Here is a 13143-nt window from a genome sequence, read left to right on the forward strand (position 1 = left end):
AGGGCCTCGCGCAGCAGCGCCGCCGCCCGCTCCGCGTCCCCGCCGGCCAGCGCCTGCCTGCCGGCGGACGCCAGCAGCTCGAACCTGCGCGCGTCCACCTCCTGCGGATCGGCCACCAGCCGGTAACCGGCCGGGTGGAACTCCACCAGGTCCTTGCCCAGCGACCGGCGCAGCCGGGACACCTGCGACTGCAGCGCGTTCGCCACGCCCTCAGGGGGCCTCGGGCCGTACAGCCCGGCCACGAGCTGCTCCGCGCCGACGATGCGGCCGGCGTGCAGGGCCAGCAGCGCCAGCAGCGCGCGGACGCGGGGACCGCCGAGCGCGACCGGCTCGCCGTCCTCGTCCAGCACGGTAGTGGGCCCGAGGATCTGGAAGCGCATCTCTCGATTATCGCGGCAACAGCTCCACGATCTCCGCATATGTCGGCATGTGCGGGGCCGGCTCGCCGCGTACGTCCAGCACCGCCGCGAGCCCCGCCCGCAGCGCGGCGCGATAGAGCAGCGACCCGGTGCTCACCCTGGCCACGCCCGCCTCCGCGAGCCGGGCCAGGCCGGGACCGTCCGGCTGGTGGAGCACGTTCAGCGGCAGCGGCGTGCTCGCCGCGATCTCGGCGATCTCCTGGAGATCGCTCAGCCCCGGCACGAAGATCCCGTCGGCGTGCCCGTAGGCGCGCACGCGCTCCAGCGTGTCACCGGTACGCAGCCAGCACGTGTCCGTGCGGGCGTTGACGAACACGCCGTGCCCCTTGGCCGCCTCGATGATGCTCTGGTGCAGCTCGACGGGCCGCAGCGTGCCGTCGGGGCGGCCGTCCTCCAGGTTGACGCCCGCGACGCCGAGCGCGGCCAGGGACGCGACCAGGCCGGCGACCTCCGCCGGATCGTCGCTGAACCCGCCCTCGATGTCCACGGTGACCAGGACGCCCAGGCCGCTGATCGCCTCGGCCAGCTCGATCGTCTCGGCCTTGGTCCGGCCGGCCGCGTCCGGCTTGCCGTGCACGGCGGCCACGCCGAGACTGGTCGTGCCGATCGCCGGGAACCCCTGCGCGGCCAGGTAGGCGGCGGAGCCATAGTCCCAGGCGTTGGGCAGCAGCAGCGGATCGCCGGGGCGGTGCAGGTCGTGGAAGTTCACGAGAGCACTCCTTCCAGGACGCCCGCCGCCAGGGCGAGGGCGTGCGCGGGCGCGGGGCAGGGGCGTACACCGTGGCCGAAGGTCAGATGATCGCCTGGCGCCTCGCGGTTGGCGGCCACCAGGTCGAGCGTCACCTCGTCGCCGGTGAGCGTGTCCAGCCTGCGGGTGACCGTGAGCGGCGGGTGCCAGGCAAGCGTCTCCCGCAGCAGCGTGTCCACGTCGTCGCCGGGCCGGGCCCGCTCCAGGGCGTTCGCGATGAGCCCTTCCGTGGCGGCGTACCCCTGCAGCAGCAGTGTGATCGCGGGGAGGCCGGCCCGCTTCAGCAGTTCGGTGACGGCGGCGTCGGCCTGTGGGCTCTCCTCGCCTGACAGGTATCCGGCCGCGGCGGCCGGCACGGCGCTGGTGTCGGCGACCCCGAGCGCGCTCCCGAGCACCTGTGTGGGCACGCCGCGCCAATCCCCGTGCCGCTGCTCGGTCATGGCCCTGGCCCGCTCGCGCAGCTCGGCCGGGTCCACCCCGTCGAGCAGGTCGGTCAGGGCGCGGCGGCGTTCGGCGTGCGGTTCGCCGGTGCTGAACCGGGACACGTGGGCGCGTAGCCAGGCCAGCGTCCCCTCCTCGCCGTTCTGGCGTACGGGAGGCGGCACGTACCTGGTGTCGGCGAGCACCGCCTCGGCTTCGGCATGACGGGTGATGAGCGTGGCCTCTATGTGCATGGCCTCACGCTATGACCTGGACCTTTCGACGGCGGTCGAAGTATGCCGAGCGGCGTGCGTTGTCAGGCGGCGAGCCGTTCCTGGCCCTCCGGCCGCTCCGGGTTCTCCGGCCGGCCCTGTTCGGCAGCCGTGGTGGACGTGGGCGCGACCGCGTTCCGCGCGGCGCCCCTGCCGCCGCCGATCGCCAGCGCCATGGCCATGAGCAGCGCCATCTCGGCCAGCACCATGCCGCGCTCCAGCAGCCCGTAGTAGGCGCCGCCGTTGATCAGCGCCGAGGTGAACGTGGCGGGGTGGGCCGCCAGGTAGACGGCCAGCGTCACCCCGGAGGCCACGCTCATGGCCCGCACCGCGTTCCATCTCGGGGCGGCCGACCGGCCACGGGCCAGCACCCAGCCGGCGACCGGCAGCGAGGTGAACACGATCGCCGCCGACCAGCGGTGGATCTCGCCGGACAGCGAGCCCACCTGCGAGGTGCCGGGGTCGGTGGGGAAGATGCCGCTCATCATCAGGCCGAAGGCCCCGGCCAGCAGCAGCACGCGGGCGGCCGCGGTACGCGCGGGGTCCACGATCGCCAGCCCGTACGCCAGGCTCAGGCACGCTCCCGCGAGTGCCAGCATCCCGATCAGTACGGGCGCCAGCCCGCCGGAGACCAGAGCGTAGTCACTGAGCAGCGTCTGGTCGGGCAGCGCCACGTGCGCGTACGCCAGCGCGCCCGCCGACACCGTCGTGCCGATCAGCGTCCCCCAGACACTCCGTGCGATCGTCATCGCGTCACCTCATCGTAGATCCGCTCGAACCGGGCGAGCGAGGACTGGTCGTCGTGGGTCAGGGCCAGCTCCCTGCTGGCCTTGCCGAGCCGGGCGCGCAGGCCGTCGTCGGCGAGGACGGCGGTCAGGTGCCTGGCCAGCCCGACCACGTCGCCGGGCTGGAACAGATAGCCGTTCTCCTCCACCAGGTGCGGCAGCGCCATCGCGTCGGCGGCGACCACGGGCAGCCCCGAGGCCATGGCCTCCAGCGTGGCGATGCTCTGCAACTCGGCGACGCCGGGCATGGCGAACACGTCGGCGGCGGAGAACGCCTGCGGCATGTTCTCGTCGGGGACGAAGCCGAGGAAGAAGACCCGGTCGCTCACCCCGATGCGCCGGGCCAGCCGCTCCAGCTCGTCGCGCTGGTTGCCCTTGCCGACCAGCGCCACCTGCGCGTCGGTCTCGTTGAGCACCAGCGGCAGCGCGCGGACCAGCTCGTCCAGCCGCTTCTCCTCGTCCAGCCGGCCGACGAACAGCACCGTGGGCCGGTCGGGCAGGTCGAACATCCTGCGCGCCCACGACTTCGGCTCGGCGCGCGGGTGGAACCTGGTCAGGTCGATCCCGCAGGACACCGGCTCGACCTCGCGCCCGAAACCCTGGTCGGACAGGAGTTTCGCGGCCAGCGGGGTGGGCGTGGTGATGTGGTCGGCCCGGCTGAAGATCCGGCTGAAGTCACGCCACGCCAGCCGGCCCGCCTTGATCCTGAGCCGTTCGGGGATGTGGGCGAACTGGAAGAGGTTGTCGGGCATGAAGTGGTTCGTCGCCACGACCGGCACGCCTGCCCGGCGGGCGGCGGCGATGGCGGCCCGGCCGACCACGAAGTGGCCCTGGGTGTGCAGCACGTCCGGCTTGATGTCGGCGACCAGCCGGTCGAGCCGGGTCGGCACGGTGACGCGCATGGTCGGGTGGACCAGCAGCGGCGCCGAGCGCAGCCGGTGCACCACGACGCCGTCCACGACGTCGGCGCTGGCCGGGCCGGCCTCCGACTGGCAGACCACGTGCACGTCGTTGCCGCGCGCGGCCAGGCCCGTGGCCAGGCGGTGGGTGAAGTAGGCGGCGCCGTTCACGTCCGGGGGATAGGTGTCGGTGGAGATCAGGATCCGGCGGGGGCGCTCGGGAGCAGGGGAGAGCGCGGCGACGTCGGAAACGGTGTGAAGGGGCATGGCCATGGTCGTTCTCTCCGGTTTTGCGGTCGTGGCTTGGGGACAGCCAAGGGGGATGATGATCAGGGGGTCGGGACGAGTGGTTCGCGGTCTCGGTGGGTCTCCAGCGGGCTGGTCCTGGCCAGGGCCACGGTGCCCGCGGCGGTCAGGAGGGCGGCCACGACCGGCAGGATCCCGGTCGGCAGCGGCTCGCCCAGCAGCAGCGCGCCGAACGCCACCGCGGTCAGGGGGTCGGTGATCTGCAGTGAGGCGAAGGAGACGCCGAAGTGGCCGACGGCGTAGGCCCGCTGGAGCATGACCAGCGCCAGCAGGGCGGGCACCGGCAGCGCCAGCAGGTACCACCAGTTCCAGCCGCCGTCCACCAGCACGCGCACGAGGGTCGCGGTGGCGCCGTACAGGACGCCGGAGCTGGTGGCCAGCAGCGCCGCCCGGCCCGCGGGCGAGGCGGCCTTCGAGCCGGCCCACAGCAGCACCGCCGCGATGCCGGCCACGGCGAGCAGCGTGAGCACGCCGTCCGGGCCGAGGTGGGTGGGGCCTTCCGACTCCGGCACCAGCAGCACCAGGCCGATGAGGCCGATCGCCACCACGCCGGCCGCGGCCAGCTCGTTGCGGGCCGGCCTGCGGCCGTGCAGCGTGGCGGCCAGGGGCAGGGCGAACAGCAGGCTGGCCACGCCCATGGGCTGGACGACGGTCAGCGGGCCCAGCCCGAGCGCGACGATGTGCAGGCCGCCACCCGCCAGGATGGACGCGCCGCCCAGCAGCCAGCGCGGCCTCCTGAGCAGGGCGAGCAGTCCGGGCTTGGCGGTGCCGACCGCCTCGAACTGCTGCAGCGCGGCCCCGAGCGCGAAGAACAGCGAACCGACCAGGGCTATTACCGCGGCCAGCACAGTCATGCGCACTCCTTTCAGACGGATGGTTGCCAGGCAGGGTCAAACGGACGTGTCCGCAGGAAGGCGTTCCGGGGAAACCTGGATGGCGGCGCGTCGTTTCCGCGTCCAGCGCACGATCTCCACCACGGCGGTGATGGACAGCGCGATCCCGAGGCCGAGCAGCAGTCCCTTGATCGGGTCGTTCTCGAACGCCATCCCGCCGAAGAAGCCGATCAGCCCGGAGTACACCGCCCACGAGCCGGCCGCGATCGCGTCGAAGAAGGTGAACGAGCGCAGCGGATGCCGTACGGCGCCCATGGTGAGCGTGGTGGCGGTGCGTCCGCCGGGGATGTACCTGGCCACGACCAGGACGAGCCCGCCCCGCTCCGCCAGTGCGCCGCGCGCCCAGATGAACGCCTTCTTGTCCCGCAGCCGGCCGGCCGACCTGTTGCCGATCAGGTACGAGATGTGGTCACCGGCGAACGCGCCGAGCGCCGCGACCACGATGACCAGGGCCAGATTGGTCTCGCCCGTGGCGGCGAACACCCCGGCCGTGATCACCGAAGTCTCGGCGGGCACGATGGGGAAGAACCCGTCGAGCAACGCCAGGGCGAACAGCGCGACGTACAACCACGGTGACGACATCACCTGCTCGACCAGGTCGAGGATGGCGTGCGACATGAGCGTGTACTCCGATCGTTTAGGGCACCCACACAGCGTCTCGGTGCGGGCGGTCCGGGAACATCGGGGATCCCCCCGGTCGAACGCGGCCCTTTCCCCTACTGCAGTCAGGGCCGGTACCCCATGAAGGTAGAAACTCCGCAGGTCACGGCACATCGGACGATCGGCACGCGCCACCCCCTACTTTCGTCAGGGGCGGGCCCGCGACCTCCGGATGACACCACCGATCAAACCCGTTTCGGCAGGCGGAAACAGGAGTGGAGGTAGGCGGTTTCCGGGTGGGGTTAGCCCTACCTCGGCGGTGGTCCGCACCCCACCCTGACTTTCGTCAGGGGTGGCACCCGACTTCCGGTGGCTCCGCCTGGCCGGGCGCGCGGATAACGTCGGTCGCGTGAAGCGTCCGTACGTCCTCCGCCGCGAGAGCCGCCGGCAGGTGATCTATGACCTGCTGCTCTTCGTCCTGCTGAGCGTCCTCGTGATCGCGATGGGGCCCGATCCCGTCTACCGCGACGCGGCGGCGTTCCTCAAGGTGACCATGCCCCGGCTGGGGCTGGCGGCGCTGGCCGTCTACGTCGGCCGGCGATATCCGCTGGCCGCGCTGGTGCTGCTGCTGCCGATGGGGCCGTGGCGGTTCACCGAGGGGTTCGCGACGGTCGACCTGAGCTGGCTGCTGCCCCGGCGCGACGTGAAGATCCTTCCGCTGCTGCCGTCGTCCATGGTCGTCGTCTGGTACGCGTACCTGACCGGGCGGCGCCTGGCCCGGGTGCGGCCCGCCCTGGTGGCGTTCTGCGTCATCTCCCTGGTCGGGGTGGCCGTCGTGCTGAGCCAAGGCGGCGACCTGGCGCTGTGGGTGTCCATGACCACCGGGCTGGCCGGCACCTACCTCGTCCCCTACCTGCTGGGCCTGCTCCGCCGCAGGCTGCTGGACCAGCGGCGGCAGACCACACTGGCCGGCGAGGCGCAGGCCAGGCTGCGCGAGCGGGCCAGGATCGCGCGCGACATGCACGACTCGCTCGGCCACGACCTGGCCCTGATCGCGGTCAGGGCCGCCGGTCTCGAACTCGCCCCCGGCCTCGCGCCCGCCCAGGTCAAGGCCGCGGGGGAGCTGCGCGTCGCGGCGGCGGACGCGACGGAGCGGCTGCGCCAGATCATCGGGCTGCTGCGCGACGACGCCGAGGCCGCGCCGCTCTCGCCTGTGGGGGAGGACGTCTCCGAGTTGGTACGCCGCGCGGCGGACTCCGGCATGTCGATCACCCTGCACCTGTCCGAGGACGAGCCTGGGGGCCCGCCCACCGGCTCATCCGCGAGCCCGCCCACCGGCCCGTCCGCGCCCCCGTCCATGGGCCCGTCCATGGGCCCGCCCGCGGTTTCGTCCGCCGGCTCTGCGTCCGCCCTGGCCCGCGCCGTCGTCCAGGAGGGGCTGACCAACGCGGCCAAGCACGCCCCTGGGGCCGCCGTCGAGGTCACGGTCTCGCCGCATCGGGTCCGCGTACGCAACGGGCCGCCGCGCTCCAGGCCTGTGGCGCGCTCCGGCGGGCTTGGGCTGGTGGGGCTGCGCGAGCGCGTGCGGCTGTCCGGCGGCACGCTCACGGCCGGCCCGTCCGGCGACGGCTTCGAACTGACCATCACCCTCCCCCATGAGAGGGAGGAGGATCCCCACCGGTCGTGAGGCAACCGGCCGCCGCCAACGCGAGGCTCGGACCATGAACAACAGGGCCATGAACAACAGGGCCATGAACAGCAGGACGATGTACGACGCCCACGGACCGGGCATCGGCCGCCTCACCGCCGCCGTCGTGGCGGTCGCCGCCATGCTGCCCTACCTCACGCTCAAGATCCTCTGGCTCACCGGCAGCGACCTCGGCGTGAGCGAGCCGGGCCTGATGAACGACCCGGCCATGATCGGGATGAACGCGATGACCTTCGGCATGGACGTCGTGGCCCTGCTGCTGGCGCTGTCGTTCACCATGCGCTGGGGCCTGCGGCTGCCCGCCTGGCTGGTGCTGCTGCCGCTGTGGGTGGGCATCGGCCTGCTGTCGGTGGTGGCCGTGGCCGCGCCCGTCATCGCGGTGATCGCCGGCTCGGAGGTCCTCGGCGGCGGGCCCATCGCGCCGTGGATCTACCTGATGGTGTACGGCGGGTTCGTGGGCCAGGCCGTCGGCCTCATGATCGCCTTCGTCCTCTACGCGCGCGACCGCTGGCCCGGCGTCTTCACCACGGCCGTGAACCACCCCTTCCCCAGCCCCACCCGGCCGCTGCAGACGGTCATCGCCTGGGGCGCGCTGCCGGTGGCCGTGGCGATCGGCGGGACGAAGCTCGTGGGGGCGTTCGGCGCGGACGCCTCGGTGCTCATACAGGAAGGGCTGAAGGGGGTGCTCGCCATCGCCGGAGCCGTCGCGCTCGTGGCGGTCGTACGGCGGCGCGGCGGCGGCCCGTTCTGGCGGCCGCTCGTGCTCGTCTGGCTCGGCTCGGGCACGCTGTTCGGCTGGGGCCTCTACCTGGTGATCGTCCGGTCCGTCGGCGGGCCGCTCTCGGCGGGCGGCGCCGGGGGCCTGGTGGACCTGTTCGGCCTGCTGACCGGGTTGATCATGGGGATGTGCGGGGCGTTCCTGCTGGTGGAACGGTCAGGCGTGCGAGACGTGCAGCCGGTGCAGCAGCCGCTTGAACGCCAGTACGGAGAACGTGATCGCCGCACCGCTGATCACGGCCACGGCTGACGTACGCATGATCATGAAGCCGGCCAGCGAGCCGCCCAGAGACTCGTACACCGCGAGGAAGATGCTCAGCGTCGAGTTCATCAGCAGCACGAACGCCCACAGCAGCGTGATCCGAGCGAAGAACCTGCGCACGCGCTCGTGCTTGAGCACCGCGGACGGCAGATGGATGTAGTCGAGCGTCAGCTTCTGCACCAGCGGCCGGTTCAGCCGCACGGAGGCGAGGAAGGCCATGCTGATGCAGATCGTGCCCATCTCCGGCTGGATGAAGAACCACATCCAGGTGCCGGTCCAGAACGCCACGATCGCCCTGATGGTGATCGCGAACGCGGCCAGGTACATCGTGGCGGGCACCTTGACCCGCCTGACCAGCCGCCAGGCCACTCCGAGGTAGACCCAGGCGACGGTCAGGGCGAGCGCCCACTTGAAGCCGAGGACGACCATGGCGAGGTAGAACACGGCGAGGGGGGCCACCACGCCTTCCAGCAGCCGGGGAGCGGCCTGCCGGGCGAGCGCGGTGAGGCGTGGAAGAGTGACCTGTGGATGGTTCAAGGTTGCTCCGCAGATAGGCCGACGATCGACGTCTACCCGGGCTTCGGGGGACCAGGCTTTCCAGATGGATGGCTGGATGTCACCGAGGCGTCATCGCCGTTGTCCCGGGAAGCACGCCGGTGGCCTACCGTACCCGAGGCAAGAAGGTGGGACTGCCTCTTTTGACTCGTTCCATCTGTATCCACGAGAACAGAGGCGCCTTGAATGCGTCTTTCATCCGAGTGAAGTCGTGGCGAGTTTCGCGCCGAATCCCAGGAAGACGACGCCCACTCCGGAGGTGAGGCCGGCGCTGAGCCGGCTGTGGCGGCGGAACTGCCGGGCCAGGTAGGTGCCGCCGAAGATGAGGGCCGTCAGGTAGAGGAAGCTGAAGATCTGGATGACCGTGCCCAGGATGAGGAACGACAGCGCCGGACTGCTGTAGGCCGGGTCCACGAACTGGACGAAGAATGAGATGAAGAAGAGGATCGCCTTGGGATTCAGCAGGCTGATCGTCAGCGCCTTGCGGAACGGCCGCGCCCTGAGCTCCGCCTCCGTCGCCGCGGCCTGTACCGGATCCGCTGTCGAGGCCTGTACTGGATCCGCGCCTTCTGTCGTGACCTGGGCTCGGTCGTCCCGCGCGGGATCCGCCGCCGGCCGCTGTGCCCGCCAGGCACTCCAGGCGCCGCGGATCATCTGGAACCCGATCCAGGCCAGGTAGGCGGCGCCCGCGTACTTGACGATCGCGAACAACGGCGGATTGGTGCGCAGGAGGGAGGCGGCGCCGGCGGCGGACAGGACCATCAGCACGGTGTCGCCGACGAAGACGCCCGCCGCGGCCCGGTATCCCTGACGGACCCCGTGCCGGGCGGCGAGGGACAGGACGTACAGGGAGTTGGGGCCGGGCAGCAGGATGATCAGGAAAGCGCCGACCACGTAGGTCCAGAAGTCCATGATGCCGAAGAACATGCCGCTTGCTCCAGGAGAAGAACTGGTGACGAATCACGTTAGCGCGTGAGGAGCGATGACTTTTCTGCCGCCCTCCGGTCTACACGCACACACAGGAAAGGAGCGCCCCATGGATCTCGGAATGGGTCTCCCCGTCACCGGGAGAGACGCCGACCCTGAGCACATCGCCCGCGTGGCGCAGACGGCCGAGCAGGCGGGCCTCGGCGCGGTATGGACCTTCGAACGGCTGCTGCGCCCCGCCCAGGCACGGATGATCGGCATGGACCAGTCCGTGCCGCTGCCCGACGCCTACGGCAGCGTTCTCGACCCGCTGGAGACGCTGGCGTACGTGGCGGCCAGGACCAGCACCATCCGCCTCGGCACGAGCGTCGTCGACGCGCTCTTCCACAACCCCGTCGTCCTGGCCAAGCGGCTGGCCACCCTCGACCGGCTCAGCGGCGGCCGGGCCGTGATCGGGCTGGGGCAGGGCTGGATGGAGCAGGAGTTCGAGGCGGCCGGGGTGCCCGTGAAGCGGCGCGGGGCCGGCTTCGCGGAGCACGTCCAGGCCATGCGGGCGTGCTGGGGGCCCGACCCGGTGAGCTTCTCCGGCCGCTTCTACTCGATCCCGGAGGCGGACATCGGCCCGAAGCCGTCTCCGTCCGGCCTCAAGGTGCTGGCTGGCGCCACGACCCCGGCGGCGATCGAACGGGCGGCGGCGCTCGGGATGGGGATCCTGGTGGTGGTGTTCGACTGGGACCAGGCCAGGCAGGCCGTGGAGGCGTACGGCAAGGGCCCCGGCCCGCTGGTCCTCCAGGTCAACGGCCCCGTCACGGCCCGCCCCCTGACCAACCGCATGCCGCTGACCGGCTCACCGGAGCAGGTGGCGGGTGACCTGGCCCGGGCCCAGGAACTGGGCGCCGACCACGTGCTCTGGCAACCGATGGAGACCAGCGCGGACGAACTGGTCGAACGCCTCGCGGAGGTCCTTACTTCGTGACTTCGGGGGAGGAAGCGCCGCCTGGTGCCCCTTGGAAGAGGCCGAGGCCCTGCACGCCTGCCGCCGCGGCGATCTGGACCAGGCGCTCGAACGTTGCCGGAGCCTGTTCGCGGTGCTGCACGAGGGCGCGCCGGTCGTGCCGTTCACCGTCATGCCGCCCACCTCGTACGGCCGGGCGCCGGCGCTGAGTGGGGACGTGGACGCGGCCATGGAGCAGCACCGCGTCGCCCTGGACAGGCTTGGCCGGCGGAACCAGAACCGGCCGCTGCTGTTGATGGTGCGGGCCGGGTTCGGGCTGGCCGAGCAGGCACGGGGCGACCAGGAGCGGGCGGCGGTGCTGTTCGGGGCCTCGACGGGGGTCGAGCCGCCCGACGACCTGCCCGAGACCGCGGAGAGGACGCGGGCGGCCAGGGCCGCGCTGGGCGAGGAACGTTTCACCGCGTGCTTCGCCCGTGGCGCGGCCATGTCCTGGCGGGAGCTGTCCGCGATGGTGGACTGATCAGCGGATCCGCCTGTTGCAGGCGCGGAGGGCGAGCGGGACGAAGAGGACGAGCAGCGCCGGCCGGCCGCCTCCTCCTCCAGGCCGAACCGGGCCAGCAGGTCAGCGGCCCTGGCCCTGGCCGCCGCTCTGGACAGGCCGAGCAGGCGGGCGATGAGCAGCAGGTTCTGGGTGCCGGTGAGCTGCTCGTCCACGGAGGCGTGCTGGCCGGTCAGCCCGATCAGCTCGCGCACCCTGGCCGGGTGGCGGACGACGTCGTGGCCGCCGGCCACGGCCCGGCCCGCGTCGGGGGTGACGAGGGTGGCCAGGACGCGTACGGCGGTGGTCTCGCCCGCGCCGTCGGGCCCGAGGACGCCGAGCACCGTGCCGGTCCTGACCGCCAGGTCGATGCCGTCGAGGGCGGCCTGGTCGCCGTACCTCTTGACCAGGGTTTCGGCTTCGATCGCGTCCTTCATGCCGGACACGCTGCCGGGCCGCCCTGGCATCCGCCTGTTACGCACCTGTCAGCCGCTGCGGGACGGCGACTGTCGGAGGGCCGCTGTCAGCCGCCCGCGAGCCCTCTGCCCGGGATGGGGACGCCCGGAAACCCGCCGCCCCGCAGATCAACACATGTCCGCAAATTTGGGCCTTTCCTCCGGCAACCAACGTCATCACTCTTCGTTCAGGCGCCGGTTGACACCCGAGCCCGAGCGCCTGGGGAGGACGAGGTGAAACGCCGTTTAGTCATCCTGCTGGCAGCCCTCAGCCTGGTCGGCCTGACCGGCATGACAGGTGCGGGCGCCTCAGCCGAGCCGCCGCCCAACAAGCAGTACCGGGTGGCGGGCCCGGCGAACGCGCAGCAGCGCAGCTCCGTGGCGGCGACCGGCGCCGCCATCGAAGAGGTGGCCAAGGACTCGGTCCTGGTCACGGCCACGGAAGCCGAGGTCTCCGCGATCAGGCGGCTGGGCTACCGGGTGTCGGAGGAGCCGCGCCCGACACCCCCGTCCGCCGACGGGTTTGACTTCCCGCCGGCGGACTCCGCCTATCACAACTACGCCGAGATGAACGCGGAGATCAACGCCATCGTCGCGGCCCATCCGAGCATCGTCAGCCAGAGCAACTACGGCACCTCGTACGAGGGCAGGCAGTTGCGCCTGGTCAAGATCAGCGACAACGTGGGCACCGACGAGAACGAGCCCGAGGTGCTGTTCACCGCGCACCAGCACGCCCGCGAGCACCTCACGGTCGAGATGGCGCTCTACATCATGCGCCTGCTGTCCGACGGCTACGGCACCGACGCGCGGATCACCGACCTGGTGAACACCAGGGAGATCTGGATCATGCCGGACCTCAACCCGGACGGCGGCGAGTACGACATCGCGAGCGGCAGCTACCGCTCCTGGCGCAAGAACCGCCAGCCCAACTCCGGCTCCTCGGCGGTCGGCACCGACCTGAACCGCAACTGGGCCTACAACTGGGGCTGCTGCGGCGGCTCGTCCGGTTCGACCTCCAGCGAGACCTACCGCGGCGCGAACGCCGAGTCGGCGCCGGAGGTCAAGGCGGCGGCCGACTGGGTGCGCAGCCGGGTGATCGGCGGCGTCCAGCAGATCAAGTCGCACATCGACTGGCACACCTACAGCGAACTCGTCCTGTGGCCCTACGGTTACACCTTCAACGACACAGCCCCCGGCCTGACCGCGGACGACCGCAACGCCCACGCCACCCTGGGCCAGAACATGGCCTCGACCAACAACTACACACCCCAGCAGGCCAGCGACCTCTACATCACCGACGGCACCATCGACGACTGGCTGTGGGGCGTCTACAAGATCTTCAGCTTCACCTTCGAGATGTACCCGACCGGCTCCAGCCCCGGCTTCTACCCGCCGGACGAGCAGATCGTCCCCCAGACGACACGTAACAGGGAGGCGGTCCTGCGCTTCCTCGAATACTCGGACTGCGTCTACCGCATCATCGGCAAGGAGGCCCAGTACTGCGGCACCGGCACCCCGCCGGTGACCGTCTACTCCGACACGTTCGAGACGGCGACGGGCTGGACGGTGAACCCGGCCAGCACTGACACGGCGACCACGGGCGTGTGGGAGCGCGGCGACCCGG

13 protein-coding genes and 1 pseudogene are annotated in these 13143 nt (G+C 71.5%); 4 read left to right on the top strand and 10 right to left on the bottom strand.

Features of this window, described 5'->3' with window-relative positions:
* From ABFX54_RS53865 to ABFX54_RS53895, 7 genes are all read right to left on the bottom strand, one after another.
* Positions 1-380: AfsR/SARP family transcriptional regulator (locus ABFX54_RS53865; RefSeq protein ID WP_346115100.1), on the bottom strand; the 380-nt coding region annotated here is incomplete at its 3' end.
* Positions 381-387: 7 nt separating this feature from the next.
* A complete protein-coding gene (locus ABFX54_RS53870) occupies positions 388-1128 on the bottom strand; it encodes an isocitrate lyase/PEP mutase family protein (RefSeq protein WP_346115101.1) in 741 nt (246 codons plus the stop codon).
* On the bottom strand, positions 1125-1841 hold the full coding sequence (locus ABFX54_RS53875) for a hypothetical protein (protein WP_346115102.1): 717 nt from the start codon (positions 1839-1841) through the stop codon (positions 1125-1127). Before ABFX54_RS53875 ends, ABFX54_RS53870 begins: the two co-directional genes overlap by 4 nt.
* 62 nt (positions 1842-1903) lie before the next feature.
* Positions 1904-2608, bottom strand: coding sequence for a DUF998 domain-containing protein (locus ABFX54_RS53880; RefSeq protein WP_346115103.1), 705 nt, complete (start codon positions 2606-2608; stop codon positions 1904-1906).
* Positions 2605-3816: a glycosyltransferase gene (locus ABFX54_RS53885; RefSeq protein WP_487047340.1), complete on the bottom strand. Its 1212-nt coding sequence runs from the start codon at positions 3814-3816 to the stop codon at positions 2605-2607. The genes ABFX54_RS53880 and ABFX54_RS53885 overlap by 4 nt, the downstream gene beginning before the upstream one ends.
* 56 nt (positions 3817-3872) lie before the next feature.
* Complete coding sequence (locus tag ABFX54_RS53890) at positions 3873-4703, bottom strand: DMT family transporter (RefSeq protein WP_346115104.1); 831 nt, start codon at positions 4701-4703, stop codon at positions 3873-3875.
* A gap of 36 nt (positions 4704-4739) precedes the next feature.
* The gene (locus tag ABFX54_RS53895) at positions 4740-5360 is read right to left on the bottom strand and encodes a DedA family protein (RefSeq protein WP_346115105.1); all 621 of its coding nucleotides are present in this window, start codon (positions 5358-5360) and stop codon (positions 4740-4742) included.
* Between the two features lie 391 nt (positions 5361-5751).
* Here ABFX54_RS53895 and ABFX54_RS53900 point away from each other — a divergent pair, with 391 nt between their 5' ends.
* Together ABFX54_RS53900 and ABFX54_RS53905 are read left to right on the top strand one after the other, a co-directional pair.
* Positions 5752-7029, top strand: a complete 1278-nt coding sequence (locus tag ABFX54_RS53900) for a sensor histidine kinase (RefSeq protein ID WP_346115106.1) — start codon at positions 5752-5754, stop codon at positions 7027-7029.
* A 34-nt stretch (positions 7030-7063) separates the two neighbouring features.
* Positions 7064-8077 carry a hypothetical protein gene (locus ABFX54_RS53905; protein ID WP_346115107.1) on the top strand — a complete coding sequence of 338 codons (1014 nt, stop codon included), beginning with the start codon at positions 7064-7066 and terminating at the stop codon, positions 8075-8077.
* Here ABFX54_RS53905 and ABFX54_RS53910 read toward each other — a convergent pair.
* Together ABFX54_RS53910 and leuE are read right to left on the bottom strand one after the other, a co-directional pair.
* Entirely contained in the window at positions 7985-8626 is a 642-nt protein-coding gene (locus ABFX54_RS53910) for a VC0807 family protein (RefSeq protein ID WP_346115108.1), read from the bottom strand. The two genes, ABFX54_RS53905 and ABFX54_RS53910, sit on opposite strands and share 93 nt — an antisense overlap.
* A gap of 213 nt (positions 8627-8839) precedes the next feature.
* Positions 8840-9571 (bottom strand): leucine efflux protein LeuE, encoded by a 732-nt coding sequence (gene leuE, locus ABFX54_RS53915; RefSeq protein ID WP_346115109.1) that lies wholly within the window; start codon positions 9569-9571, stop codon positions 8840-8842.
* A gap of 121 nt (positions 9572-9692) precedes the next feature.
* Here leuE and ABFX54_RS53920 point away from each other — a divergent pair.
* Positions 9693-10424: pseudogene (locus ABFX54_RS53920) on the top strand (TIGR03619 family F420-dependent LLM class oxidoreductase); the annotation flags it as partial.
* Here ABFX54_RS53920 and ABFX54_RS53925 read toward each other — a convergent pair.
* Positions 10419-11501 (bottom strand): ATP-binding cassette domain-containing protein, encoded by a 1083-nt coding sequence (locus ABFX54_RS53925; protein WP_346115110.1) that lies wholly within the window; start codon positions 11499-11501, stop codon positions 10419-10421. The pseudogene ABFX54_RS53920 and the gene ABFX54_RS53925 overlap by 6 nt on opposite strands.
* 252 nt (positions 11502-11753) lie before the next feature.
* On the opposite strand from ABFX54_RS53925, the gene ABFX54_RS53930 reads away from it, so the two are divergent.
* Positions 11754-13143 (top strand): M14 family metallopeptidase (locus ABFX54_RS53930; RefSeq protein WP_346115111.1); only part of this gene is annotated, 1390 nt, incomplete at its 3' end.

The sequence above is a fragment of the Nonomuraea maheshkhaliensis genome, from assembly GCF_039529435.1.
Taxonomy (GTDB): domain Bacteria; phylum Actinomycetota; class Actinomycetes; order Streptosporangiales; family Streptosporangiaceae; genus Nonomuraea; species Nonomuraea maheshkhaliensis.